Genomic DNA, 26322 nt, shown 5'->3' with positions numbered 1-26322 from the left:
TTGCTTTAAACGTTTTTTTTGCTTAGCTTATAAAATATTTACATTTATTTCAGGGAGTTAGTAGTGAAAATCTTGGTAACTGGTGGAGCAGGATTTATTGGCAGTAATTTTTTATACTATCTTTTTGCAAAATATGAAAACCTGTTTGTGGTTAATCTGGACAAACTGACCTATGCTGGAAATTTAAAAAATCTAAGTGAACTGGAAAAAAAGCAGGAAAAAATTATGTATTTATCCGTGGCGGCATAGAAGAGGAAAAGCTGGTAACAGAAATACTTCACAAGTACGACATAGAGTATATAATCAATTTTGCTGCTGAATCGCATGTGGATAGGTCCATTGATAATCCCTACCCTTTTATTACCACCAATGTCCTGGGGACTCAAAATCTTTTGGAGTGTGCCAGAAAAAAGGAATCAAAAAATTCATTCATATTTCTACTGATGAAGTTTATGGCTCTCTGGGCAAAGAAGGCAAGTTTACTGAAAATACCCCTCTAGCTCCCAATAGTCCCTATTCTGCCTCCAAGGCTTCAGCTGACTTGATTTGCCGAAGCTATTACAAAACTTATAACTTTCCAGTGGTTATTACGCGCTGCTCCAACAATTATGGTCCCTATCAATTCCCGGAAAAACTTATTCCCCTTACCTTTTTAAAGGCTTCTAAAAACGAACCCATTCCAGTTTACGGCAAAGGAGAAAACATTCGGGACTGGATTTTTGTGGAAGACCACTGTCGGGGGATAGATCTGGCCTTACGTAAAGGAAAACCTGGAAAAATTTACAACTTTGGCGGTCAGGCAGAAAAAACCAATCTGGAAGTGGTCAAAGCCATCCTTGATTTTTTGGGCAAGCCCCACACTTTAATCAAGTTTGTCCAGGACCGACCAGGGCACGATTTTCGCTATGCCATGGATTTTAGCCTGGCTTCTAAAGAACTTGGCTTTTACCCCAGCTTGACTTTTGAGCAAGGATTGGAGAAGACTCTAACCTGGTACACACAAAACTTGTCCTGGATAGAAAGTATCCTCAGTGGAGAATACTTAGAATTTATGCGGAAATGGTATGCCAAAAGATAAAAGAGCCCTGGTTTTGGGCGGTAAAACAGGCCTTTTAGGACAAAAGTTAAGCCAAGTTCTCCAGGAAAGGGGATGGGAAGTAAAAGCTCCTTTTCGGGGAGAGCTGGATATCTTTTCTGAAGAAGCTGTAAGCTCTTATGTCCAGGAACATTCTATCTCGCACATCTTTAATACTGTTGCCTATACCCAGGTGGACCTGGCAGAAGAAGAGAAAGAACAAGCCAGATTACTAAACCGCAATCTCCCCAAAATCCTCGCTCAAGTGGCCAGTAAAAAAAATCTCTATTTCATTCATTACAGCACAGACTTTGTCTTTAATGGCAAACATACCCTTCCCTATGAGCCAGAAGATAAACCCCATCCCTTAAGTGTCTATGGACAAACCAAACTTGAAGGGGAAAGGGCCATTACTGACATACTTAAGCAAAATTTTCTTATCATTAGAACAGCCTGGCTCTTTGGAGAAGACAAGGAAAATTTTGTGAGTAAAATTTTAAGGCTAGCCAGAGAAAGGGAAAGTTTAAAAGTGGTCCACGACCAGATAGGCTCCCCCACCTATACCAAAGATCTGGCTATCTATACTTTAAACCTGCTGGAAAAACAAGGTACAGGTATTTTCCATCTGGTAAATTCAGGGCAAGCCTCCTGGTGCGAACTGGCTCAAGAAGCCATAAGTTGTGCTGGACTGCCCTGCAAAGTAATTCCCATCACTTCCAAGGAGTATCCCCAAAGGGCTTTGCGCCCTTCCTTTTCAGTCCTAAGCACTCGAAAGTTTACCCAACTAACGGGCATAACTCCCAGACCCTGGATTCAAGCCTTAAGAGAATACCTTTTCTCCTTTCATTTAGAAGGCTAAATCTTTCCAAATCTTGACACTCCAACACTCCATAATTACCACTAAAACACTTAAATCTGTTTTATATCTGTGGTAATCAAAAAAATTATGCTTAACCAACGAGAAATTCAAGTTTTAGCCACTCTGATAGGAATATTCTTACAAACAGGTCAGCCTGTGGGCTCGCGTATTGTCTCCAAAAAATCCCGCCTGGGATTAAGCTCTGCTTCCATCCGCAATATCATGGCTGACCTTACAGAAAAGGGTTATCTTCATCAGCCTCATACTTCAGCTGGAAGAATCCCCACTGCTAAAGGCTTAAAATTTTATCTAAGCAAAGTATATGCACCTGCTCCGCTCACTTCTGAGGAAAAAGACCAAATAATTTTAACCTTACGCCAAAACATGCCAGACCTGGAAAAAACCCTAAGCAGTGCCAGTAAGATACTCTCTTCTGTCTCCAGGCAAGTAAGTCTGGTACTTTCGCCACAAAAAAAACTTTCTCACTGGAAAAGCATAGAATTTATGTACATCAAACCTGGTCTGGTTCTCTCCATTTTAATTCTGGAAGAAAACCTCATTCAAAATAAACTTATCAAAGTAAATAAAGACATCACTAAAGAAGATTTAATCAAGTTTAGCAATTTTTTAAATGAAAAGTTTAAAGGACTTCCTCTATATATAGTTCGGCAAAAAATTATAGAAGAAATGAAAAGCGCTCAGGCAAAATTTGAAAATCTTTACCAACAGGCAATGAAAGTGGCCAAAGAAGCCTTTGAAGATTCTAACCGTCAACTTTATGTAGAAGGCACTACCCATATTTTAAGTAAAGACCAGATGAAAAATATTAATACCATGAAAGAACTTTTCCACTTTTTAGAAGAAAAATCCAGATTACTGGAAATTTTGGATAAAACCATAGAAGAAGGTCTAAATATTTTAATTGGTTCAGAAGATCTAGAAAATTTAGGAGACTATTCAGTCATCTCTTCTCCTTATGCTTTCAAGGAAGGGACTCAGGGAGTAGTTAGCGTCATCGGGCCTATGCATATGGATTATACCTATATAATTCCACGTGTTGACTTAATTTCCAAAGTGCTTACCAAAATATTTCAAGAATTTTACTAACTAGAAGGTGTGGAGGGAAAATGAAGGACGAAAAAGAAAAAAAAGCAAAGTAAAGGAAAAATCTTCTGAACATTCCGCTCAAGCTTCTGAAAAAAAGAAACCAATACCCAAACTTCAAGCGAAGAAAAACTTACTCTCCAAGAATTCAAAGAAAAAATCTGCCCGGAATGTGAACAATTAAAAGAAAAGGAAGAAAAAGTTTTAAGAACTCTGGCAGAAGCTGAAAACTTAAAAAAACGCTTGCAAAGAGAAAAAGAAGAATTTTGCAAATTTGCTACTTCTGCCTTTTTAGAAGAGCTCTTACCGGTTTTAGACAACCTGGAATTAGCTCTTACCCACAGTCAAAACCAAAAAGAATGTGCTGGGCTCCACCAGGGAGTGGAGATGACCCTGAAAATTTTCAGGGATATCCTGAAAAAACACGGCCTGGTACCTGTAGGTGAGGTGGGAGAAAAGTTTGATCCCAGCATTCACGAAGCCATGGCCCAGGAAGAAAGGGAAGACATGGAAGAAGGCTGTGTAGCCCAGATGTATCAAAGAGGTTATAAACTGCACGAACGCTTGCTCAGACCAGCAAAGGTTATTGTTAGCAAAAAGTGTGCACCGAAAGAGGAAAAAACAGAATAACGCTCTTTACAAAAAGGAAAAAAGACTTAGTTTTTGTCTAGTGAAAAAATAATTAGTTTCAAATAAATGAGGAGGCTTTAGAAATGGGAAAAATCATCGGCATAGACTTAGGAACCACTAACAGCTGTGTTTACTACATGGAAGGAAAAGATCCTAAGTGTATCACCAATCCAGAAGGTGGTAGAACCACTCCTTCAGTAGTTGCCTTTACTGATAAGGAAAGACTCATTGGAGAAATTGCCAAGCGTCAGGCCATCACCAACCCTGAAAGGACTATCTATGCAATAAAAAGATTAATGGGACGCAAATATGACGATCCTCTAATCCAAAAGTGGAAAGAACGTTGTCCTTATAAAATAGTTCCTGGCCCCAATGGAGATGCTTACGTCCAGATTGGCGATAAAAAGTACAGTCCTCCTGAAATCTCAGCAATGATTTTGCAAAAATTGAAAAAAGATGCTGAAGAATTCTTAGGAGAAAAGATTACAGAAGCAGTTATTACAGTGCCTGCCTATTTTAATGACAGTCAACGTCAGGCCACCAAAGACGCGGGAAGAATTGCAGGCCTGGAAGTAAAAAGAATCATCAACGAGCCTACGGCTGCTTCTCTGGCCTATGGCATGGATAAAAAGAAAAATGAAAAGATTGCTGTATATGACTTGGGTGGCGGTACCTTTGACATCTCTATCCTGGAAGTAGGCGATGGAGTGGTAGAAGTTAGGTCCACCAATGGAGATACCTTCTTGGGTGGCGAGGACTTTGACCAGAGAATTATCAATTATCTCGTCGATGAGTTTAAAAAAGAAAATGGTATTGACCTCTCCAAGGACACCATGGCCTTACAGCGCTTAAAAGAAGCTGCAGAAAAGGCCAAAAAAGAACTTTCTTCTTCCCTAGAGACTGACATCAACTTGCCCTTTATTACTGCAGACCAAACTGGCCCCAAACACTTAAATATCAAACTCACTCGCGCCAAGCTGGAAAAATTAGTCGAAGACCTGGTAGAAAGAAGCATTGAACCCTGTAAAAAGGCCTTGGCTGATGCAGGACTTAAGGCTTCTGATATTGATGAAGTAATTCTGGTGGGTGGAATGACCCGTATGCCCCTGGTCCAGAAGAAAGTTGCTGAATTCTTTGGCAAAGAACCACACAAGGGAGTAAACCCAGACGAAGTGGTAGCCATGGGTGCAGCCATTCAGGGCGGTATCTTGGCTGGGGATGTAAAAGACGTCTTACTCCTGGATGTAACACCTCTTTCTTTGGGCATTGAAACCTTAGGTGGCGTGTTTACCAAGCTCATAGAAAGGAACACCACCATTCCCACCAAAAAGAGTCAGGTCTTTACCACAGCTGCAGACAACCAGACTTCTGTAACCATTCATGTCCTGCAGGGTGAAAGGCCCATGGCTGCAGACAATATGTCCCTGGGTCGTTTTGAACTTACCGGTATTCCCCCTGCACCTAGAGGAGTACCTCAAATCGAAGTAACCTTTGATATTGATGCCAATGGTATTGTAAACGTTTCCGCCAAGGACTTAGGTACTGGAAAGGAACAATCCATTAGAATCACTCCTTCCAGTGGACTTTCTGAAGATGAGATACAAAAACTCATCAAAGAAGCAGAAGCTCATGCAGAAGAAGATAAGAAAAAACAAGCTCTTATTGAAGCTAGAAACCAGGCTGACACCCTTATTTACACTACGGAAAAATCCCTCCGTGATTTAGGAGATAAGGTAGAGCCTGAATTAAAAAGCGAGATTGAAAATAAGATTGAAGAATTAAAGAAAGTAATGAACCAAGATGATGCTGAGGCTATCAAGAAAGCTTCTGAAGAATTAGCGCAAGCTTCTCACAAACTGGCTGAAAAGCTCTATGCCCAGAAGACAGCTGGAGCCAATCCTGGAGCTGACGCTTCTGCTGGAGCAGATGCCAGCAATAAACCCAAAGACGATGATGACGTAGTAGATGCAGATTATACAGAAGTAAAATAACCTTTACTTGACAGTACTCCCTCCCCCTCCCTATAACCAGGGTCTGGAATTAATTTCCAGGCCCTTTTAATTTTCTATCAAGAAGGTAAAACAATGTTAAAAAAAATACCTTATCTTGTTTTCTTGCTAATCTTACTTAGCAGTTGTACTAAAAATATTTACCTTACTACACCTAAAAACTCAGTAAAAGAAGCTGACCAGGCTTACAAAGAGGAAAAATGGCTTAAGAGCAAAGTCCTCTATCAAAAACTTCTCGCTACTCCCAACCTGGACTTACAAAGCAAAACTCTATTTTTAAAAAGATTGGCTAAAAGTAGTCTGGAAGTAAAAGATTTTCAGTTAGCTCAAGATAGCCTGCTTCAATTATTTACTCTCAATCCAGAAGAAAAAAAGACTGGGAAAATCAAAAAATTCTGTCCCTCAGTCTAAAAGAGACTCAGGGAATAGATGAGTTTAAAGAATATTTATTAAGGCTGGGTCTGGATTCAGACCTTCCGTTTTCTTTAAAAAGAGAAATGGGCTTTTTTCTTCTCCAAGAACTACCAGAAAAAGACCTGGCAGATGCCTATAGCATTCTGGAAGAAGTATATAATTCTTTAACTATTGAAGAGAAAAAAACTTTGGAAGAAGATTTCTATTACTACCTAGCCAATAAGGATGGGAAAAGCCTGGAAAGCCTAAAAGCAAAAATCTGGAATGAAGAAAAATTCCCCCAAAACATTATTACCTTTGTCTATTTTTTTAACCTTGCCCAAAGCGAAAGCACAGACTGGAGCTTTTACTGGAGTAAGCTAAAGGTTCTCCTGAAAAAAGCCAATTTTAGCTCTCCCCTTTTCAAAATCTCTTTGCTGAAAAAGAAAATTCCCTGGGTATTCCAGAACAAAAAATAGCCCTGATTTTACCCCTGGAAGGTCCCTATGCCAGCTTTGGCTGGAAAATCTTAAAAGGAGCCAGTTTAGCTCAATGGAAACTGTTAGGAGAAGGGCAAAAAGTAGATTTAATTATCTTTAATTCCCTGGATTCCAGCTGGCCTGAACAAGTTCTACAAACCTCGGCTAAAGTCATAGGCGGCCCCCTTATTCCTGATAATATAGCCAGGGTATTGCAAAATAAACTCTATGAAAAAAAACTCTTTTTTACCTTTTCTCCCAGTGCTGAAAAAGAAGGAGAGGAAATCTGGCGATTTTTCCCCAGTGCAGAAGACCAGGTACGCATTTTAATTAAACAGACCCATGAACAATTGGGTATCAACAACTTTGCCATCTTATACCCGGAAGAAAACTATGGACAAAGAATGAGCAAGGTCTTTTATCAGGTATTAAACCAGCAGGGCGGAGAATTAAGAGGATTAACCAGTTATCCACCCAGTTCTCCTCCTAAATGGGGGAAAAAGGTCGCCCAACTCTTAAAGGTAGAAGAAAAAACCCAAGAAGAAGAAAAGCTAGAAACATTTCCAGAGCCAGATTTTGAAGCAGTTTTTATCCCGGACAATCTCTCCAGGGTAAAAGCCATTGCTTCTTATTTCTTTTTTTACAACGAACCACGTCTGTTTTTCCTTGGCCCCAGTTTATGGGCAAATCCAGATGAACTTTCTGATTTAGAAAAAATTTACTTAACCTTAGCCTTTTATCCCAGCCCCTGGTGGTCTGCTAATCCCAGTTTTGAAGTAAGTGAACTTAAACAGCTACTTAAGGAAAGCGTGCAAGGAGAGCCTGATTTCTGGGTGGGATTAGGTTTTGATTTTGTACGTTTCTTTGCCTCCCTTCCCATTTACCCCCACCTCCCAGCAGATAAGGTAAATGAGCTACTTAGTAATAAGTCCAGGGACTTTAACTGGACTATAGCTCCTCTTACCTGGAACGAAGAGGGAAAAGCCACTGAAGATCTTTTTCTCTTCAGTCTCTATCAAGGAGAAAATAAACTTGCGGATTTAAATTTACTCCAGAACATCAGGGCGAAAAGAATAGAAAACAGAAAAGTAAAAAAAATAGAGTATTATAAAAAACACAATCTTCCTCTTCCAGAAGAGGATACAAATTCTACTCTTGAGGAGAAAAGTAATGAAAATAACTAAAGAAGAAGTAAAACAAATAGCTACTCTGGCTAGATTAAAACTACCAGAAGAAAAAGTAGAAATTTATCAAAAACAGTTTTCAGCAATTTTAGATTATATGGAAAAATTAAAGGAAATAGACACAAAAGAGGTTAACCCCCTCTATTCTCCTGCAGAGTTAAAAAATGTTTTTAGAGAAGATGAAGTTAAAAAAGATCTAGATAGAGAAGAAATACTAAAAAATGCACCTAAAACAGATGGAGAATTCTTTATTGTACCTAAAATAATCTAAAGGAGAAAAAATGGAAATTTTAAATAAAACCCTTACAGAGATAAGAGAAAGTCTACAAAAAAAAGAAATAGGCGTTGAAGAGCTCATCAAGACTTGCTTACAGCACATTGCCAATACAGAGCCTAAAATAAACGCCTTTATCACCCTGCGCGAAGAAGAGGAGCTTTTAGAAGAAGCCCGCCAATTGGATAGACAAGGGCCTGACCCCAATCAGCCTTTGTGGGGGATACCCTTAGGGATAAAAGATGTCTTAACCACCAAAAACTTGCGCACTACCTGTGGCTCTAAAATTCTGGAAAACTTTGTGCCTGTATATGACGCCTTTGTGGTAGAGAAGTTAAAAGCAGCTGGCGCCATTATTCTGGGCAAGCAAAACATGGATGAATTTGCCATGGGCTCTTCCACTGAAAATTCTGCCTTTGGTCCCACCAAAAACCCCTGGGATTTGAGCAGAGTACCTGGTGGCTCCAGTGGAGGTTCAGCAGCCAGTGTGGCAGCCAGACAGTGTTTTGGAGCTATTGGCACTGATACAGGAGGATCCATTCGCCAGCCTGCTTCCTTTTGTGGATTGGTGGGTTTAAAACCAACCTATGGACGGGTCTCCCGTTATGGCCTGATAGCTTATGGCTCTTCTTTTGACCAGGCCGGGCCACTTACCCGCAGTGTTCAAGATGCAGCTTTACTTCTGGAAGTAATCGCTGGCCATGACCCCAAGGACTCCACTTCTTTAAATGCTCCTGTACCTAAATATAGTCAAAGCATAACTTCCCTTTCAGCAACAAAATTTACTTTTGGTTTACCCAAAGAATACCTTGGAGAAGGATTAGACCCTGAAGTAGAAAAGGTTTTTCAAAGCACCATTAAGTTAATTGAAAACCTAGGCGGAGAAATCAAAGAAATTTCCTTGCCTCACACTCAATACGCCATTGCTACCTATTATATCCTGGTTATGGCTGAAGCTTCTTCTAACCTGGCCCGCTTTGATGGGGTTAGGTATGGAGTACGCAATGCAGAAGCCAAAACACTAAAGGAACTCTATGAACTTTCACGCTCTCAAGGTTTTGGAGATGAGGTGCAAAGAAGAATCATGCTAGGCACCTATGTCCTGTCTGCAGGTTATTATGACGCTTATTACAAAAAAGCTGCCCAGGTAAGAAGGCTCTTAAGTGAAGACTTTGTTCAGGCCTGGAAAGAATGTGATTTTATTCTGGCGCCAGTCTCTCCTACTCCTGCCTTTAAACTGGGAAGCACCATTAATGACCCTTTAAAAATGTATCTCATGGACATTTATACCACTTCTCTAAATCTAGCTGGACTTCCTGGCCTAAGTTTACCCATAGGGCTTAGCTCTGACAATTTGCCCATAGGCGCACAAATAATAGGCCCCAAGTTAAGTGAAGAAAAACTTTTAGCTCTTGCTTCCAAACTGGAAGAGGCTTTGCCCAAACTTCCTCTTCCCCCTCTAAGCTAAATGCAGGTAGGAGTATTATTAAGCGGTGGCATAGACAGCCTTTATAGCCTGCTTTTATTAAAAGAAGCAGGCTATAAGGTAATGGGTATACACGGTCTTTTTTTTGATTCTCCTCAAGAAAAAAAGCAATTAGACCACTTGCGCACTTTAGCCAAGCAAATGGATTTTTCCCTGCAAATTTTGAATTTAAAAAAGGAATTTGAAACAAAAGTTATTCAACCCTTTATTCAAAGTTTTAAGCAGGGATTAACTCCCAATCCCTGCTCATTGTGTAATCCCAGCATCAAATTTGGCCTTTTACTGGAAAAGGCCAGAGCTTTGGGGTGTACTAAATTGGCTTCAGGCCATTATGTAAACCTCCAAGAAAAGGGACTTTCGCCCTTAAGCAGAGGAAAAGATAGGACCAAAGATCAAAGTTATTTTTTAGCCCTGGTACCTAGAAAAAATTTCAACTACCTGATTTTTCCTTTAGGCAGGCTGGAAAAAAACAGGTTTACGCAGAAATAAAAAAAAGAGAACTTCTTATTTTGACTGCCCAGGAGAGTAATGAAATTTGTTTTGTCCCAGCAGACTATCGTCAGTTTCTAACTTCTAGAAATATAAGCCTGGGAGAACCAGGTCCTATCAAACTTTTAGACGGCACCCTTCTGGGTACTCACAAGGGGTTGCTCAACTACACCATAGGACAGCGCCGGGGCCTAGGGATAGCCTATAAAGTACCTCTTTATGTCCTGGATAAGGATAAAGCTTCCAATACCCTTTTTGTGGGACCCAAAGAAGAACTCCAGGCCCAAGGGGTTATAGCCAGTAAGTTTAATTTTCTCTGTCCCCTGGAAAAATGGCCTCAAGAGATTTGGGTCCAAATCAGATACAGGCAAAAACCTAAAAGAACCCGATTTTTAAAGCAAGAAGGAAGTTATTTTTACTTTGAATTCCTGGAACCAGAAGAAAGGCCTTCTCCCGGGCAAACCCTGGTGGTCTATTTTCAAGAAGAGGTTCTTGGCGGAGGTATTATTCAAGGTGGATTTTAAAACCTTTCACATCAAAACCCTGGGCTGTAAAATCAATCAATATGAAACCCAGGCAATCAATGAATTATTGCAACAACAGGGGAAAACCCCTGTCCCCTTAGAAGAAGCAGAACTGGTTATTTTTAATAGTTGTGCTGTAACCCAAAGGGCAATTAGTGACTTAAAAAAACAAATCAAGGGAGTACTAAAACACCTTTCCCCTTCTACTCAAATTCTGGTTACTGGTTGTGCTGCGCAAGTCTTAAAAGAAAAAATAAGCAGGTGGAAAGGAGTGCAGCTAGTTATCCCGCAGGAGCAAAAACTGAGTTTTTTTGCCCAAGAAAAACAACCCTTCTCTTTCCCACCCATTAACAATTACTTTCGGGCCAGAGCCATTTTAAAGATACAGGATGGCTGTTCGCACAGATGTACCTATTGTATCGTACCTCTGACCAGAGGTAAGTCTAGAAGTAGAAATCCACGGGAAATCTTAGCTGAACTAAAAAGATTGGTAGAGGCTGGTTTTCAGGAAGTTATTCTAAGTGGAATAAACTTAAGACAATATGGACGAGACCTAACTGAAGTCAAAAACTTCTGGGAGTTAATTCTCTTTTTAAAGCAACACTTTGATTTTATAAAACATAAGGTTCGCCTGCGCATAAGTTCTCTGGAGCCAAAGGACCTGGACCAAAGGGCTTTAGATGTACTAGGGGAAAGCCCCTTTATCTGCCCTCACCTGCATATATCCTTGCAAAGTGGAAGTGATAAAATTCTAAAACTTATGGGCAGGGGCCATTATAAGGCTGAAGATCTGGAGCGTTTTATCGAACAAATTAAAACAATCTGGCCTGTTTTTGGGCTGGGTCTGGACCTGTTGGTGGGATTTCCAGGTGAAAAGAAGAAGATTTTTTAGCAACTTATAACCTGGTAAAAAGACTTCCCTTAAGCTATGCTCATGTTTTTCCCTATTCACCCAGGCCCAATACACCTGCAGCCACCTTTTCCCAGCAACTACCTCCTGCCATAAAAAAAGAACGAGCCAAAAAGTTAAGGGACCTGGTAGAAGAAAAAAAACAACTTTTTTTACATAAACTGCTTAAACTACCCTCTCTTCAGGTCATAAAAGAAAATGAATACTCAGGCACCAGTGAGTACTATCAACAGGTATTTTTTTCTACTTCCCTTTCCCTGGCCAACAAAAAACTCATCCAAGTAAGACCTTGGCAAGTTCAGGACAATAAGTTATTTGTTTTACCCTTATGAGCATTCCCAAAGAACCTCTGCCAGGAAAATTTTTTCTCTCTATTTTAAGTGCTAAGTGGGAACTTTTCTGGCCCGAACTATTAGAACTCCTGCGCCAAAAGTGGGGACAGGAAGATTATCTATCTGATCCCATACCCTTTACTCAAACCCATTATTATGATGCAGAATTGGGCACTCCCATTTATAGAAGAATAGTTTCCTTTCAAAGCCTGGTCCCCCTGGATAGCTTGCCTGACCTAAAGCTTTTTACCAACTCCCTCGAACAACAGTATCAAAGAGAAGAAAAAAGAATCTTTAACCTGGACCCAGGCCTAATCACCTTTGAACGGTTGGTATTAGCCACAGGTAAAAACTTTACCCATCGCATTTACTTAGGCAAAGGAATCTTTGCCGACCTCACTCTCATTTATTCCAGGGAAACCTGGCAGGATTTACCCTGGACCTTTCCTGATTACCGCACTTTAACCATAAAAAATCACTTAACTGCTATTCGCAATCTCTACCAACAACAAATCCAAAGTATGAGGAGTACATCTAAATGAAAAGTATGACCGGGTATGGAAAGTTTTCTTTAGAAAAGGAAGATTATTCCCTGGTTTGGGAAATAAAAAGCGTTAATACTAGATTTTTGGATATAAACTTTAAAACCCCCTACTTTCTTACAGCCGAACAGCCTAAGTGGGAGAAAATTATTAGAAAGGTAGCCAAAAGAGGACGAATTGAAGTCTATTTAAGTCTGGTTTTTAAAAATCCAGACCTTTTAAACCTTAGTTTTGACCACGCTCAAGCCAGGGCCATGCTCCAGACCTTAAAAAGCCTGGCTCAAAGTGAAGGTGTAAACTTTGTCCCTGAGATAAATACCTTTTTATCTTTACCTCATTTGTGGAAAAATAAAGAGCAGGAAATATCGCCAGAACTGCAAAAAGACCTCACAGACTCCCTGAAACAAACCCTGAGCCTCTGGGATCAGAGTAGGCAAGAAGAAGGTCAAAACTTACAACAAAAAATTACTGAATACTTAAAACAAATGATAGGGTTATTAGCAGATATTGAAGAAATTATTAAAGAAAACACTCAAAATCACTTTTGCAATTTACAAAACAGAGTAAAAGAACTATTAAAAGACCTGGATACTCAACCTCAGCAGGACAGGTTATTAACCGAACTGGCCCTTTTAGCTGACCGTTTAGATGTAAGTGAAGAAATAACCAGATTAAAAAGCCATCTCCAGGCCATAGAAAAACTGGAAAAAGAAGAAGAAGTGGGCAGAAAATTAGACTTTTATCTGCAAGAATGCTTTCGGGAAATTAATACTTGCTCCAATAAGGTCCAGAATATAGAAGTAAGTAAACGCAGTGTAGAAATTAAGGGAATTCTTGAAAAAATAAGAGAACAAGCCCAAAATCTGGAGTAAAAATGGCCAATAAAAATCAATTGGTAAATATTGGTTTTGGCAATAGTGTGGTTAAATCCAGAATAGTGGCAGTTTTTAACCCCAATTCTTCTCCCATGCGCAGATTAAAAGAAGAAGCCAAGGACAACTTCAAACTCATAGATGCCACTCAGGGGCGTAAAACCAGATCCATAATTGTTACTGACTCCAACCATGTTATTCTTTCTGCCATTCAAACGGAAACTCTAGTTCAGAGAATTCAGGAAGGAGAATAAATAAATGGCCAATAAAGGATTGCTTATAATTTTAAGTGCTCCTTCAGGAGCAGGCAAATCTACCCTTATTTCCCTTTTGAAACGAGACTTTCCCAGCTTAGAATTTTCCATTTCCTATACCACCAGAAAGCCTCGGCCTGGCGAAGTCCACGGAAGGGATTACTTTTTCGTCTCAGAAACAGAATTTCTCCAGTTGCGGGACAATGCTTTTTTTGCTGAATGGGCAAAAGTACATGCCCACTACTATGGAACCCCTAAAAATCAGGTGCTGGAATCCTTGCAAAAGGGAAAAGACATCATCTTTGACATTGATGTGCAAGGAGCCAAACAAGTCAGAGCAAACCTCAAAAAGGGAGTATTCATCTTTATTTTTCCACCCTCTTTAAAAGAACTAAAAAATCGTTTGCAAAAAAGGCAAACCGACGACCCTCAAACCATCGAACTGCGCCTAAAGAATGCTATAGAGGAAATAAAAGAGGCCCATTTTTTTGACTATTGGATAATCAATGACAAATTGGAACAGGCTTATTCTCAACTCAAGTCCATTATTATTGCCGAAAAGCTAAAGCCTTGTTACCAGCCTGAAAATTTAATAGAAGAGATTATAAAAGATGAGTAAAATTATAGTTGCCCTGGATTTTGACTCTCCTAAAAAGGCCCTGGATTTTCTAGCCACAACCAAAAAGGAAGTGGAATGGGTCAAGATAGGCCTGGAACTCTTTTCTGCAGCTGGTCCTGCTTTTATCCAGGAAGTTAAAAAACAGGGTTTTAAGGTATTTTTAGATTTAAAATTTTTTGATATACCCAACACAGTCTTAGGGGCAGTCAAAAGCGTACTTACTCTAAAAATAGATATGCTTACCCTGCATCTTTTGGGAGGCAAGGAAATGATCACTCAGGCCCTAAGGGCCAAAGAAATATACCCTCCATGTATCTTTCTGGGCGTAACCCTTTTAACCAGCCTGGATAAAAACAGTTTGGTTTGGCCAGAAAAAGAAACCTGGAAGAAGTAGTGTTAGACTTAGCGCAAAAAGGAAATAACTGGAAAATAGATGGAATAGTTTGCTCGCCCTGGGAAGTGGAAACTCTAAAAAAACACCTTCCCCACTTAGTTTTTGTTACTCCAGGAATTCGACTGGAAAAAACTTCCGATGACCAAAAAAGGGTTTTATCTCCTAAAGAAGCAAGTCAAAAAGGATCAGACTTTCTGGTCATAGGTAAACCCATCACCAGGAGCAAAGACCCTGTACAAGTACTTAAAAAAATAAAAAAAGAATTAGGTGAGGCTTAAAAAAGAATGAACAAACAGGAAAACAAAAAAAAAGAATTAATTAAGGGGGTTTTTTCCACCCAGACCTTGATGAAAGTGGGTACAGGCACTACCCAGCGCAAAACCATTCAAAAATCTTACTGGTTTGCAGAAGAAAAAGAAGATGGAACAATTACTATTCAACCCTTAAATGTAAACTATGTACCTTCAGGTCCCAAAAAAGAAATCCCCAAAGATGAGTTCCTGGATAAATTTTCGCCTGAACCTGAGTTTTACATTCAAACAGTATATCCCAAAATGCGCGAATTGACCAAAACCATTGCCCGAGCAGAAAGGCACAGGAAAAGAGGTGAAACCTATAGTGCTGAATTTGAATATAAAAATGCTCTTAAAGTAGATGAAGAAAACATTAGGGCCAATTTTGGCCTGGGTTTAACCTATCTGGAAAGAGGAGAGAAAGAAAAGGCCAATGATGTCTTTAAACGCCTGGTAAAACTGGATGCTGCTTTTGAAGAAGAGCACAAACACCTATTTAACGAATTTGGTATTAATCTGAGAAAACAGGATATGTATGACCAGGCCGTAGAATACTATAGCAGAGCCTTAGAATTGACCAAAAATGATGAGCACCTTCATTACAATATTGCTCGTGCCTATTTTGGTTTAAATAAAATAGAAAAGGTGGTAGAGCATTTAAAAGAAGCATTAAAATTAAACCCAGAATTTGCAGAAGCTAAAAAGTTTTTAAATTACCTGAAAGAAAAGGGGTTATACAAAGGCTAAATAAATATTCATGAAGTGGAAAATAAAAAACAATTCTATTCCTGAAGAAGTAAAAAAAAGATGGAAAGCACTTAATATCTCTCCTTTACTGGGACGTTTGCTTTTTAATCGTGGTATTGAAACAGAAAAAGATTTAGAGATTTTTTTAAGCCCAGGTCTAAGACACTTACCCCCCTTAGAAATATGGCCAGAACTGTTAAAAACAGCTGAGTTTATTGCCAGAGAAGTCAAGCTAAAAAAAAGGATAGCTATCTGGGGCGATTATGATGTTGATGGTATCACTGCTACTGCCCTCTTGGCTGACTTTTTTAGGCAAAAAAATATCTCCTGCCTTACTTATATACCCACCAGAGAGCAAGGATACGGCTTAAATAAAGAGGGGCTAAAGCGGTTAAAAGAACAAGGGGCTCACTTAATTATTACTGTAGACTGTGGTATTGCCCAGGCCCAGGAAGTAGAATTTGCCAGGGATCTGGGTTTAGAGGTTATTATCACTGACCATCACAATCCACCACTCACTCTTCCTCCAGCCAGGTTTATCTTAAATCCCAAACTTACTTCTACTCCCTACTTTGACTTGGCTGGAGTGGGAGTTGCCTTTTTACTGGCAGCTGGTCTAAACCGCACCTTGCCAGGACCAAGATTAGATCTACGTAATTTTCTGGATCTGGTTGCCCTAGGCACTATTGCCGATGTGGTGGATTTGTCTTTAATTAACAGAATCTTGGCCAAAAACGGACTGGTTATCTTAGGCGAAACCAAACGCCCAGGACTTATTGCCCTAAAAGAAAAAAGCGGGCTTACCAGTAAAAAAACTCTGGGAAGCGGAGATATTGGTTTTATCCTGGCTCCCAGGATAAATGCCTGTGGCCGCTTAAAAGATCCCAATCTGGGGCTAAAACTCTTGCTCACTTCTGAACTAACAGAAGCTAGAAAAATAGCTGAAGAACTAGAACAATTAAACAGCTTACGCAAAGAAATAGAAGAGAAAATCCTGGAAGAAGCCCTGCTTCAGGCTCAAGAGAACTTTCCCTCTCCTGGTCTGGTGGTGTTTTCCCCTCACTGGCATGAAGGAGTAATTGGCATAGTTGCCTCCAGAATAGTGCAGGAATTTTATCGCCCCTGTCTTATCCTTACTCAAGATGGAGAATATCTAAAGGGCTCTGGCCGTAGTATTCCAGAAGTAAATTTATACGCCATTCTGGACAGGATAAAACACTACCTAGAGGGATTTGGGGGGCACAAAATGGCCGCAGGTTTAAAATTAAGGCCTCAGAATCTAAAACCTTTTACCCGAGCCTTTACCCAGACCATTTGTGAGGAAGCAGGAGAAACCTTTACTCCCACTTTACATTTAGATGCAGAAGTCAATTTCAACGCTCTAACTCCTTCTTTTTTAAAAGAACTGGCCTTACTTCAACCCTTTGGCCCGAAAACCCCCGTCCTGTTTTTTTAAGCCCTCCTTTACAGGTAAGAGCACAAAATTTTTTTGGCAATGAAGAAAACCACTTAAGCCTTCTTTTGAGAGACAACACCAGTAATTTAAGTCTGGAAGGAAAAATCTGGCGTCAGGGAAGTAAATATCACGGCCAGGATTTTAAAGACAAAAAAATAAGAATAGCCTTTACTCCCTATCTTAGTGATTATAACGACCTTTTAAGCATTTCCCTAAAAATAGAACAAATCCTGGAAGTACATGGATAAAAAGGCCTGTCTACTTTTACATGGTTTTGGAGGAAGCACTTTTGAGTTAAAGGGGCTGCAAAGTGCTCTGGAAAAAGCCGGTTTTAAAACCAGGCTCCCCCTACTCCCTGGACACAACACTTCCCTTGAGGACTTTTCTCGCTCCAGGTATCAAGACTGGTATGCAGAAGCAGAAAAAAATCTACTGGAGCTAAAAAAAGACCATCAAAAAATCTTTGTCTTGGGCTTTTCCATGGGAGGCAGTTTAACCCTGGATCTGGCTTTGAAACATAACTTTATTGCCATGATTCTTATTGCTGCTCCAGTGTTTTTAACCAGAATTTTCCCTCCTTTGGCTTCAGATTACAGGCTTTTTTTTGTCCCTGTACTTAAATATCTAAAACCCCTTTACCCTACTGGAAATCCTCATCCCCAATCACGCCAGATTGCTCCCTGGCAAGGATATGAAGGCTATACTGCCCTAAAACCCTTACACAGTTTTTTAAAAAACTTAAAACGCATTAAAAAAAATCTAAAGCAGGTCAAAACTCCCTTTCTGGCTATTTATGCTCCCACAGATAAAACCGTACCTTTAGAAAATGCCTTTTACCTTCTAAAAAAAACCTCTTCTCCTCTAAAGGAACTCACCCTGCTTCAAATAACAGAAAATATTACCAGCAATCACTTACTTCCCACCCATCAGGAAACCAAAGCAAAGGTTGAAAAAAGGTCCTGGATTTTTTTTCCTCCTTTTAAAGAAAAAATTGACAGCTTCCAGAACAATTGGCTAAAAAATTTTAAGTTATTAACCTTTAATAAGCTGTTAAAATATGAACATTAAAGTTATAGAGCCAGACTTTCCACCCCCCACTTCAAGATGTTATGCTTTGAGCATGACCTTACACTCCTTTAAGGGCAGAAAGGACCTGGAGGTTTACCTTTATCGCTCCAGGTGGTCTCCAGAAGAAGAAAGCTCCTATCCCTGGGAAAATATTTTAGCCAGTGCCAACCCTGCAGATAAAAGTAAAGAAATTGTCCTGGAAGCCTTTACTTTAGAAGAGGTCAAAACCCTTTTAGATTATCTACAAAATCGTTATAGCTCCAGAATAAAAGAAATTCTGGCTGGCCCTCTTAATTTTCCTCTTCCAAGTGGCCTTATTCCCTTTAGGGACATGCCCGAAGATGAAAACTTTGGTAAAATTTATCTTGATAAGGCGCCTCACTATCCACTGTCCTTTGCCGTAAGAGGATTTTACGACTTAAGTTCAGCTTCACCTCTTATTGATGAAAAATAGTCTTGTCCCTTCCAATTTTTCACCCCGTAAAATTTTAATCTGTCAACTTCGCCAGATAGGAGACGTACTTTTAGCTACACCAGCCATAGAACTTTTGGCCAAACAATACCCCCAGGCCCAAATCTACTTTTATACAGAAAAAAAATGTGCCTCTCTTTTAGAACACAATCCTTACCTTACAGATATAATCACTCTGGATAAAAACAAGTTAAAAAACCCTTTCCAGGATTTTATTTTTTACTATAAAGTTGCTAAAAGAGGATTTGACTTAATTGTTGACTTCCAGCAACTTCCAAGGTCTAGATTTATCTGCTTATTCTCTAAAGCAAAAATAAAACTAACTTTTACTCCTCCCTGGTATAACAGGCTTTTTTATACTCATTTTTTAGACTCTTTTCCAGGTTATGCTGCTTATAGCAAATTGAGTATATTAAGAGCTTTAAACATAGAACCTAAAATAATTAAACCAAAGCTATACTTAAAAGATGAAGAATTAAAGTGGGCAGATGATTTTTTAAAACAAAATAAATTTGATTCTAAAAACATCTTAATTACTTTAGATCCTACGCATAGGCGTAAAACTAGAAGATGGCCAGCTAAATATTATGCTAAATTAAGTCAATACCTTTGCCAATACTTACCTCAAAGTAAAATCCTGCTTTTATACGGACCTGGAGAAAAGGAACTGGTGCAGGAAATTTATACCACCAATCCAAGGGCATTTATTTTCCCCTCCAGGTTACTCACTTTAAGGGAAATGGCCAGTTTGATTGCTAAAGCCAGGTTGCATATAGGCAATTGCTCTGCTCCCAGACACATAGCTGTGGCTGTAAATACACCTAGTTTTGTGATTTTAGGGGCAACAGGCAAAGCCTGGACCTTTCCTGAAGGTAATCACTTTGATCTTAGCCTGGGGCTATCCTGTCAGCCCTGTAATCAAAATGAGTGTGAACATTTAAGATGCTTAACAAAGCTTTCGCCAGAACAGGTCTGGCAGGAATTAAAAGAAAAGCTAAGTCAACTGGGACTTACCCAGGACTTAAGCGTGGGATGAGCAAGTGCCTTTTTTAGCCAAACAAAGTATTCCTTTCGCTCCACTTCCACTGCTCCAAAACGAACCACATGGGTGGTCTTTTGCTGGCAATCTATAAAGTAAAACTTATTTTTCGCCAAAAACCTGGCCAGGTGCACCATCCCAACCTTAGAGGCATTGGGCTCCAAGTAAAACATGGACTCGCCAAAAAAGGCCCTGCCCAGGCTTACTCCATATAAACCTCCCACCAATTTACCTTTTAACCACACTTCCACAGAATGAGCAAAGCCTAAGAGATGAAGTTTGTAATAGGCCTCTATCATTTCAGGCAGCAACCAGGTGCCACCATCTTTTTCTTTATGCACCTGCGCACAGGATAAAATCACTTGTTTAAAGTCCTGGTCAAAAGTAACCTTAAACTTGTTTTGCTTTAAAATTCGCCGCAAACTACGGGAAATATGTATCTGGGAAGGGAAAATTAAAGGTCTTGGGAAAGGAGCCCACCACAAAATAGGGGACTCCTCGTTATACCAGGGGAAAATACCTGAACCATAGGCCAGAAGCAGTCTGCTAGGAGATAAGTCCCCACCTATAGCCAATAATCCATCTTGATCTGCCCATTCTACAGGAGGAAAAGACCTTTCTGAGCCTAAAAAAAAGACTGCCACTGTTTATATTTAAACTACCTTGGTAGTTAATTTGAAGATGATTTTCTGCTTATCCTTATCTAAATCAGCTATTACCTTATCACCCTTATTTATCTCACCCAACAATATCTTCTCAGCCAGCAAGTCTTTTAACTCCTGCTCCATTACCCTGGCCAGGGGTCTGGCCCCAAAGTCGGGGTCATATCCCTTCTGGGCCAACCAGGACCTGGCTTGGGGAGTCAAGCTAACTACAACTTCCTTGTCCTTTATCTGCCCATTGAGTTCTCTTAGATACTTATCCACAATCCGTTCCATTATTCCCTGGTCAAGCCCCTTAAAAGGCACCACAGCATCCAATCTGTTTCTAAACTCTGGGCTAAAAAGTTTTTCTACTTCCTTAAGCCCCTTTTGCACCTTATCTTCCACTCGTTCAGACTTAAAGCCAATAGAACGAGTGCTCATTTCTCTGGCCCCAGCATTGGAAGTCATCAGTAAAATTACATGCCTAAAATCTGCCTGACGCCCGGTATTATCTGTAAGGGTGGCATGGTCCATAACTTGCAGTAAAATATTAAAAATATCAGGATGGGCCTTTTCTATTTCATCTAAAAGCAACACACTATAGGGATGCTTGCGAATGGCCTCAGTGAGTAATCCTCCCTGTTCAAAGCCCACATATCCTGGAGGCGAACCAATAAGTCTGGAAACAGCATGCTTTTCCATGTACTCACTCATATCAAAACGCAAGAAGTTAATGTTTAAAGTCTGGGCCAATTGACGGGCCAATTCTGTTTTGCCCACTCCTGTGGGGCCAATGAGCAAAAAAGAACCCACTGGCTTTTGAGGATCCCTAAGCCCGGCTCTTGCCCTTCGAATGGCTTTGGAGACAACATGAATTGCTTCATCTTGACCATAGAGTACTTTTTTCAAGTCTTCTTCTAAGTGTAAAAGCTTTTCTTTATCACTTAAACTCACTTCTTTGGAAGGAATTCTGGCTATACTGGCCACTACTTTTTCTATATCCCTGGGAGTAATAGTTTTCTTGGCTTTCTTAAATCTTATTTTCTCCAAAGTAAAAACAGCTCCAGCTTCGTCAATCACATCAATAGCCTTATCTGGAAGGTAGCGGTCATTAATATATCGTGCTGATAGCTCTACTGCAGCTAAAAGTGCCTTGGTTTGATATTTTACTCCATGATACTTTTCATAATAGGGCTGTAATCCCTTCAGAATCTTTACTGTATCTTCTATACTGGGCTCACTCAACTCAACCTTTTGAAATCTTCTGGATAAAGCCCTATCCTTTTCAAAATTATTTTTATACTCCTCATAAGTGGTAGAACCAATGCATCTAATCTCTCCTGAAGCTAATACAGGTTTTAAAATGTTAGAAGCATCCATGGAGCCGCCACTGGTAGCACCAGCTCCAACCACTGTATGAATCTCATCTATAAATAAAATAGCACCTTCTATCTTTTTTAATTCTTTAATAACGCCCTTTAAACGGGCTTCAAAATCTCCACGAAACTTGGTCCCAGCCAACAAAGCTCCCATATCCAGGGCAAAGATTTTTGTATTTTTAAACTGAGGAGGAACATCCCCTCTGGCAATCTTTAAAGCCAGCCCTTCAGCCATGGCAGTTTTTCCCACTCCTGGCTCGCCTACAAAAATGGGATTATTTTTGCGACGGCGAAGTAAAATCTGAATAGTCCGTCTTAGTTCTTTCTCTCTGCCAATCAAAGGATCTATTTCCCCAGACCGTGCCTTTTCCACCAGGTCTATTGTAAACTGCTCCAGATAACCTTCTCTACCTTCTTTTGTGGTCTTTGTCCTCTCTTCCTTCCCACAATCTGGACAGGAACTGCCTGGTAAGTCCCGCTCCATTTCATGTGCTACATAATCCAGCAACTCCAGGCGAGTAATTCCCTGGGTACGCAAAAAATAGGTTGCATGGGCTTCTGGCTCTTCAAAAAAGGCAACCAGGAGGTCCCCTGCCTGCACCATATGTTTACCTGCTGCTTGCACATGCATAATGGCGCGTTGAATTACCCGCTGTACACCTACAGTCTGAATAATCTCTCTTTCAGAAGCATAGGGCATGACTTCTAGATTTTCAGCAAAAAAACGCTCCAAAAGGTCCTTTAACTCTTCAATGTCTGCGCCCATATCCTCTAGAATGGTTTTACCTTTTTCATCCAAAGTATAAGCGTATAAAATATGTTCTAAGGTTAAAAACTCATGGTGACGTTTTTTTACCTCTTGAACTGCCAGACTAATGATTCTTTCTAATTCTTTGCTTAACATTTACACCTCTTCCATAGTACATTTTAAAGGAAATCCTCTGGCCCTGGCCATTTGTCTCACCAAAAACACCTTGGTTTCAGCAATCTGCCTGGGATATACTCCACACACCCCAATGCCTTTGGTGTGTACTGTCATCATAATATGATAGGCTTCTTTTTCAGTCTTGTGAAACACCTTTTTCAAAACTTCCACCACAAACTCCATGGTGGTATAGTCATCATTATGTAATAACACCTTGTATCTATGAGGCTCTCTAAGGTCGTCTCCAACTTCTCTTTCCACCAAAATCTGGGACAAGCTATTTTCACTCATGCTAAAAAATTTAATCCTTTAACCACAAAAGTCAACTCAGGGCATAATTATTGAAAAATTAAGAACTTCTAAAGAATAAAACCAGTTAAAGACCTAAAGCAGAATTTTAACTAGAGCCAGCACTAAATCTTTTCCCACTGAAATTCTTTGATATTCTTATCTTCTTTATCAAACTCAATACCTATTAAATAAAGGGGAAGGTTTTTGGACTTGTATTTATCAGCATAACCTCTGGCTTTTAGCTGGGCCAGAGCCTTACCTGGCTCCTTGTCCAGGACCTTAAACTCAAAGATAAAAATACCATCTTCCATAAGCACTGTCATATCCACCTTACCCTTGCTACTGCTATCTTCCACCACTATATCCAATCCCAGAGAGGCAAAATAACTGTAAAATACAGAAGCATAATATCCTTCATACTCATTTATCCTGTTTTTCCTGTACCAATCATAGGGTATGGAAGAAAAGTGAGATTGCATGATTTCTTTTATTTTTAGTAAATCCTTAGCTACCAGAGCTTGATATAAAGTGCTTTGATTTTGTTCCTTGAGCTTTAAATCAAAACTATAGGCCTTTAAAAGATAATCAGTTAAAGAGGCTTTTACTTCCAGATTGGGATATCTTAACCTGTAAAATAGTCTGTTACCCAGCCAGCGTTTACCAACTATGGTCAAATAACCTGCCTGAAATAAAATATTTTCTGGCTCAATAAAATCTAAATCAAAACTTCCGATTAAACTCTCTCCTACCTCCAGGTTTTCCAGATCAGGTATATAATAGTTACGCTCCTTAAGGAGTTTAATCAAAAAACCAGGCGTACCACTTTCAAACCAGTAGTTCCGAAATTCGCCCTTGGCAAAATAATTGAGCACACTAAAGGGATTGTATACCCTGCTTATTCCATCCCAGCTATAACCATCATACCACTTGCGAATGTCCTTTATATCCTTACCTGCAAGATAATCTTGAAAATAAGTTAAAATGTCCTCTTCCCTATAGCCACAAATAGCATTATACCTTTGATCTACGCTTATATCTTCCAAATTATTCAAACCAGAAAAAATCGACACCTTGCTAAACTTACTTACCCCGGTCATAAACACAAATTCTATATTGGCATCCTGACCCTTGATTACTGAATATAAATTCTTTAGCCCCTCTCTTAGTTCCTGGGCTAACTCTGGATCGGTTATATTATCCAAAATGGGCTTGTCATACTCATCTATCAATATAACTGCCCGGTTCTTATACTTAACTACACTTTTTTCTATAAGCTCACCAAAACATCCAGAAAAACTTTTATACTCACAGCTAATACCCAGTCTCTTTTGATTATTATCCAATATCTCATAAATCTTCTGATTTAACTCCTCTAAACTCCTCACCACTCCTTCAGCAAAACTAATGTGGATAACCGGATAACTCCTACTCCAATCCCACCTGCCATAGATATAAAGCCCCTTAAATAACTCCTTATTCCCCTCAAACACTTCCCTTAAGGTATCCACAAACAAAGTCTTACCAAACCTTCTGGGGCGGGATAAAAAATAATATTTCCCCAACTCCTTTAACTTACAAATAAATTCAGTTTTATCCACATATACATAGTTCTCAGTAATTATCTCCTTAAAACTGCTTATCCCTATGGGAAGTCTTTTCATTTTTAAACCTCTAGAGCTAAGTTTTTATTTATTTTTTAAAGTTAGTGATTTTTTCAGTAAAGGTAAAGGGAGAGTTGGCCTATAATCTCCAGCCTATCCCCATCCAGTCCAGCAATCAAATGTTTATCTTTTACAACAAACAAAAATTCACCTTTTTTAATTATTTTATACTGCCTATCTTCTCAATCTACAACCCCTACACCTTTTCAAAGCTTTTATAGGTCGCAACAAAACTCTCTTAAGAAATTCTGATTCCTCTATTTTTTACTTTATTTTTCTCCAATTGACATTTTAGAAATAGCTTTATAACCTTTTTCATAAACTGGTTAATTATCCTTAAAAAGGAGGAAAGGATGAAAAAAATTTTACTTTCTATTTTAATATGTTCCCTGTTTTTCTTAACCCAGGCCTGGGCCAAGCATTATATCCCAAAGGCAGATAATTTTATCTTTTTGGTAGACCATTCTGGCTCCATGTCCAAAAAGAATAATGAAGGTCAAAAAAAGGTCGCCTTAGCCAAAGAAGTCTTAACCCTTATCAACCAGAATCTTCCCCCTTTAGAGGCCAACTTTGCTTTATATACCTTTGCTCCCTTTCAGGAATATCTTCCCTTAAGCCCCTACAATCAGGCTCGTCTTCAGGAAAAAATCAATCAAATTTCAGAGGACATTCCTCTTTTTGGCCGCTTTACTCCCATAGGAGATGGGCTGGCTAAATTAGACGAAACAAAACTAAAAAATACTGCAGGCACCACCAGAGTAATCGTAATTACTGATGGTGGACAAAATTCTGGACAAGAACCTTTACCTGTACTCCAAAACATATACGATAACTATACCAATAGGGTTTGCTTTCATTTCATAGGCGTGGAAAAAAATAGCCCTCAGGTAAAAACACTCCAACAATTAACTGATCTTAATCCCTGTAGCACCTTAATTTTTGCGGATGAATTAACCAATCAAAATAATTTAAATAATTATCTGCAAAGAGTTTTTTATACCAGCCAGGAAACTAAACCTGCTCAACCTGCCCAAACCACTCCTCAAGTTTCGCCTAAACCTATTTCTAAACCAAAACCTGTTATTGCACCTGCGCCTAAAAAAGTAGAAAAAAAGCCAGTAAAGGTAGAGCAGGTAATTGTGTTTAGATCCGTAAACTTCGACTTTGACTCTGCCAAGATTAAACCTCAAGCCAAAGCCATTTTAGAAGAAGCAGCTATCATTTTACAAAAATATCCTGAACGCAAAATCATTGTAGAAGGCCATACCTGTAATATGGGTCCGGCCAAATACAACCAAAAGCTCTCAGAAAAAAGAGCTCAATCAGTAGCCAGCTTTTTAATTCAACAAGGAGTGAATAAAAATAGGATTAAAACCATTGGCTATGGAGAAAGCAAACCCAAATTTGACAACAAAACCCTACAGGGCAGAAGACTAAACAGAAGAGTGGAAATAAGACTGGCTGAATAGGAGAACAGAAATGTTTGGGGGAAGAAGAGTATTTTTAGTTTTCCTTTTCCTTCTTCTTCCCCTAAACTTACAGGCGCAGGACCAGGACTTTCTAGTCTGGAAAAAATTGGCTTTTTTTGTCATCTCCTGGGTTGAAAATATTAATAACAACTTTCAGTATTCCCCGCAACAACCTCAAATTGTCCAGGTAAACAATCTCTATGTGGCCAGTTTCTCCAAAATAAACCCGGAAAGTATCTCTTTTCACCTGAAAAAACTTCCAATTCCTACCTGGGAATCCTGGAATATGACGAAGTCATCTACCAGGCTCAAGCTTTGACTCTGGAAAGTCTAAGACAAACTTCTTTTGTCCCGGTAAAGGTTAGAAGACTTACAGAAATTTTTCGTTATAATGGTTCTTCCTGGGAATAGAAAAAAATATTGACCAGACTCAAAAACTACCCTAGGAG

At 39.4% G+C, this 26322-nt stretch carries 29 protein-coding genes and 3 pseudogenes; 28 read left to right on the top strand and 4 right to left on the bottom strand.

What is annotated here, in order from left to right; translation table 11 throughout:
* Positions 1-63 precede the first annotated feature (63 nt).
* The 26 genes and pseudogenes from ACZ42F_RS01040 to ACZ42F_RS00915 all read left to right on the top strand — a co-directional run bounded on the left by ACZ42F_RS01040 (position 64) and on the right by ACZ42F_RS00915 (position 19501).
* Positions 64-249: a GDP-mannose 4,6-dehydratase gene (locus ACZ42F_RS01040; protein ID WP_464279421.1), complete on the top strand. Its 186-nt coding sequence runs from the start codon at positions 64-66 to the stop codon at positions 247-249.
* Positions 234-1078 (top strand): annotated as a pseudogene (rfbB, locus tag ACZ42F_RS01035) (dTDP-glucose 4,6-dehydratase). The gene ACZ42F_RS01040 and the pseudogene rfbB overlap by 16 nt, the downstream one beginning before the upstream one ends.
* Entirely contained in the window at positions 1065-1934 is an 870-nt protein-coding gene (gene rfbD, locus ACZ42F_RS01030; protein ID WP_464279420.1) for a dTDP-4-dehydrorhamnose reductase, read from the top strand. Before rfbB ends, rfbD begins: the two are co-directional and overlap by 14 nt.
* 69 nt (positions 1935-2003) lie before the next feature.
* Complete coding sequence (gene hrcA / locus ACZ42F_RS01025; RefSeq protein WP_464279419.1) at positions 2004-3041, top strand: heat-inducible transcriptional repressor HrcA; 1038 nt, start codon at positions 2004-2006, stop codon at positions 3039-3041.
* A 111-nt stretch (positions 3042-3152) separates the two neighbouring features.
* Positions 3153-3668: pseudogene (gene grpE, locus ACZ42F_RS01020) on the top strand (nucleotide exchange factor GrpE); the annotation flags it as partial.
* Positions 3669-3751: 83 nt separating this feature from the next.
* The gene (gene dnaK / locus ACZ42F_RS01015) at positions 3752-5659 is read left to right on the top strand and encodes a molecular chaperone DnaK (RefSeq protein ID WP_029967237.1); all 1908 of its coding nucleotides are present in this window, start codon (positions 3752-3754) and stop codon (positions 5657-5659) included.
* A 93-nt stretch (positions 5660-5752) separates the two neighbouring features.
* Positions 5753-6088 (top strand): outer membrane protein assembly factor BamD, encoded by a 336-nt coding sequence (locus ACZ42F_RS01010; protein ID WP_464279418.1) that lies wholly within the window; start codon positions 5753-5755, stop codon positions 6086-6088.
* An 86-nt stretch (positions 6089-6174) separates the two neighbouring features.
* A complete protein-coding gene (locus ACZ42F_RS01005; protein ID WP_464279417.1) occupies positions 6175-6549 on the top strand; it encodes a hypothetical protein in 375 nt (124 codons plus the stop codon).
* Positions 6525-7733, top strand: a complete 1209-nt coding sequence (locus ACZ42F_RS01000; protein ID WP_464280278.1) for a penicillin-binding protein activator — start codon at positions 6525-6527, stop codon at positions 7731-7733. The genes ACZ42F_RS01005 and ACZ42F_RS01000 overlap by 25 nt, the downstream gene beginning before the upstream one ends.
* Entirely contained in the window at positions 7720-8004 is a 285-nt protein-coding gene (gatC, locus tag ACZ42F_RS00995) for an Asp-tRNA(Asn)/Glu-tRNA(Gln) amidotransferase subunit GatC (protein ID WP_464279416.1), read from the top strand. The genes ACZ42F_RS01000 and gatC overlap by 14 nt, the downstream gene beginning before the upstream one ends.
* Before the next feature lie 10 nt (positions 8005-8014).
* Positions 8015-9475 carry an Asp-tRNA(Asn)/Glu-tRNA(Gln) amidotransferase subunit GatA gene (gene gatA, locus ACZ42F_RS00990; protein ID WP_464279415.1) on the top strand — a complete coding sequence of 487 codons (1461 nt, stop codon included), beginning with the start codon at positions 8015-8017 and terminating at the stop codon, positions 9473-9475.
* A complete protein-coding gene (locus tag ACZ42F_RS00985; RefSeq protein WP_464279414.1) occupies positions 9476-9982 on the top strand; it encodes an adenine nucleotide alpha hydrolase family protein in 507 nt (168 codons plus the stop codon).
* A gap of 20 nt (positions 9983-10002) precedes the next feature.
* On the top strand, positions 10003-10506 hold the full coding sequence (locus tag ACZ42F_RS00980) for a tRNA methyl transferase PRC-barrel domain-containing protein (protein ID WP_464279413.1): 504 nt from the start codon (positions 10003-10005) through the stop codon (positions 10504-10506).
* A complete protein-coding gene (locus ACZ42F_RS00975; protein WP_464279412.1) occupies positions 10496-11398 on the top strand; it encodes a MiaB/RimO family radical SAM methylthiotransferase in 903 nt (300 codons plus the stop codon). The genes ACZ42F_RS00980 and ACZ42F_RS00975 overlap by 11 nt, the downstream gene beginning before the upstream one ends.
* Positions 11399-11744: 346 nt before the next feature.
* Entirely contained in the window at positions 11745-12290 is a 546-nt protein-coding gene (locus ACZ42F_RS00970) for a DUF4416 family protein (protein ID WP_464279411.1), read from the top strand.
* Positions 12287-13162: a YicC/YloC family endoribonuclease gene (locus ACZ42F_RS00965; RefSeq protein ID WP_464279410.1), complete on the top strand. Its 876-nt coding sequence runs from the start codon at positions 12287-12289 to the stop codon at positions 13160-13162. Before ACZ42F_RS00970 ends, ACZ42F_RS00965 begins: the two co-directional genes overlap by 4 nt.
* Positions 13163-13164: 2 nt before the next feature.
* Positions 13165-13416 carry a DUF370 domain-containing protein gene (locus tag ACZ42F_RS00960; RefSeq protein ID WP_029969118.1) on the top strand — a complete coding sequence of 84 codons (252 nt, stop codon included), beginning with the start codon at positions 13165-13167 and terminating at the stop codon, positions 13414-13416.
* Between the two features lie 4 nt (positions 13417-13420).
* Complete coding sequence (gene gmk, locus ACZ42F_RS00955; RefSeq protein WP_029969120.1) at positions 13421-14035, top strand: guanylate kinase; 615 nt, start codon at positions 13421-13423, stop codon at positions 14033-14035.
* The gene (gene pyrF, locus ACZ42F_RS00950; protein WP_464279409.1) at positions 14028-14429 is read left to right on the top strand and encodes an orotidine-5'-phosphate decarboxylase; all 402 of its coding nucleotides are present in this window, start codon (positions 14028-14030) and stop codon (positions 14427-14429) included. The genes gmk and pyrF overlap by 8 nt, the downstream gene beginning before the upstream one ends.
* Positions 14399-14707, top strand: a complete 309-nt coding sequence (locus ACZ42F_RS00945; RefSeq protein ID WP_464279408.1) for an orotidine 5'-phosphate decarboxylase / HUMPS family protein — start codon at positions 14399-14401, stop codon at positions 14705-14707. Before pyrF ends, ACZ42F_RS00945 begins: the two co-directional genes overlap by 31 nt.
* A gap of 6 nt (positions 14708-14713) precedes the next feature.
* The gene (locus ACZ42F_RS00940; protein ID WP_035260624.1) at positions 14714-15469 is read left to right on the top strand and encodes a tetratricopeptide repeat protein; all 756 of its coding nucleotides are present in this window, start codon (positions 14714-14716) and stop codon (positions 15467-15469) included.
* Between the two features lie 10 nt (positions 15470-15479).
* Positions 15480-16925 (top strand): single-stranded-DNA-specific exonuclease RecJ, encoded by a 1446-nt coding sequence (gene recJ / locus ACZ42F_RS00935; protein WP_464279407.1) that lies wholly within the window; start codon positions 15480-15482, stop codon positions 16923-16925.
* 35 nt (positions 16926-16960) lie between these two features.
* Positions 16961-17173: pseudogene (locus tag ACZ42F_RS00930) on the top strand (hypothetical protein); the annotation flags it as partial.
* Positions 17166-17993: an alpha/beta hydrolase gene (locus ACZ42F_RS00925; protein WP_464279406.1), complete on the top strand. Its 828-nt coding sequence runs from the start codon at positions 17166-17168 to the stop codon at positions 17991-17993. The pseudogene ACZ42F_RS00930 and the gene ACZ42F_RS00925, both read left to right, overlap by 8 nt.
* Positions 17983-18447, top strand: a complete 465-nt coding sequence (locus tag ACZ42F_RS00920; RefSeq protein ID WP_464279405.1) for a hypothetical protein — start codon at positions 17983-17985, stop codon at positions 18445-18447. Before ACZ42F_RS00925 ends, ACZ42F_RS00920 begins: the two co-directional genes overlap by 11 nt.
* Positions 18437-19501, top strand: a complete 1065-nt coding sequence (locus tag ACZ42F_RS00915; RefSeq protein WP_464279404.1) for a glycosyltransferase family 9 protein — start codon at positions 18437-18439, stop codon at positions 19499-19501. The genes ACZ42F_RS00920 and ACZ42F_RS00915 overlap by 11 nt, the downstream gene beginning before the upstream one ends.
* Here the strand turns inward: ACZ42F_RS00915 and aat are convergent.
* The 4 genes from aat to ACZ42F_RS00895 form a co-directional block, all read right to left on the bottom strand.
* Positions 19465-20148, bottom strand: coding sequence for a leucyl/phenylalanyl-tRNA--protein transferase (aat, locus tag ACZ42F_RS00910; RefSeq protein WP_464279403.1), 684 nt, complete (start codon positions 20146-20148; stop codon positions 19465-19467). The two genes, ACZ42F_RS00915 and aat, sit on opposite strands and share 37 nt — an antisense overlap.
* Before the next feature lie 9 nt (positions 20149-20157).
* Positions 20158-22431, bottom strand: coding sequence for an ATP-dependent Clp protease ATP-binding subunit ClpA (clpA, locus tag ACZ42F_RS00905; protein WP_464279402.1), 2274 nt, complete (start codon positions 22429-22431; stop codon positions 20158-20160).
* On the bottom strand, positions 22432-22743 hold the full coding sequence (gene clpS, locus ACZ42F_RS00900; RefSeq protein ID WP_464279401.1) for an ATP-dependent Clp protease adapter ClpS: 312 nt from the start codon (positions 22741-22743) through the stop codon (positions 22432-22434).
* A 122-nt stretch (positions 22744-22865) separates the two neighbouring features.
* Complete coding sequence (locus ACZ42F_RS00895) at positions 22866-24404, bottom strand: ATP-binding protein (protein WP_464279400.1); 1539 nt, start codon at positions 24402-24404, stop codon at positions 22866-22868.
* 353 nt (positions 24405-24757) lie between these two features.
* Here ACZ42F_RS00895 and ACZ42F_RS00890 point away from each other — a divergent pair, with 353 nt between their 5' ends.
* Both ACZ42F_RS00890 and ACZ42F_RS00885 read left to right on the top strand, forming a co-directional pair.
* Positions 24758-25873, top strand: coding sequence for an OmpA family protein (locus tag ACZ42F_RS00890; RefSeq protein WP_464279399.1), 1116 nt, complete (start codon positions 24758-24760; stop codon positions 25871-25873).
* A 10-nt stretch (positions 25874-25883) separates the two neighbouring features.
* A complete protein-coding gene (locus ACZ42F_RS00885; RefSeq protein WP_464279398.1) occupies positions 25884-26192 on the top strand; it encodes a hypothetical protein in 309 nt (102 codons plus the stop codon).
* Positions 26193-26322: the final 130 nt, after the last annotated feature.

Source organism: Desulfonauticus autotrophicus, assembly GCF_055381725.1.
The sequence above is the reverse complement of the archived record's forward strand: the minus strand, read 5'-3'. Positions and strand labels throughout refer to the sequence as shown.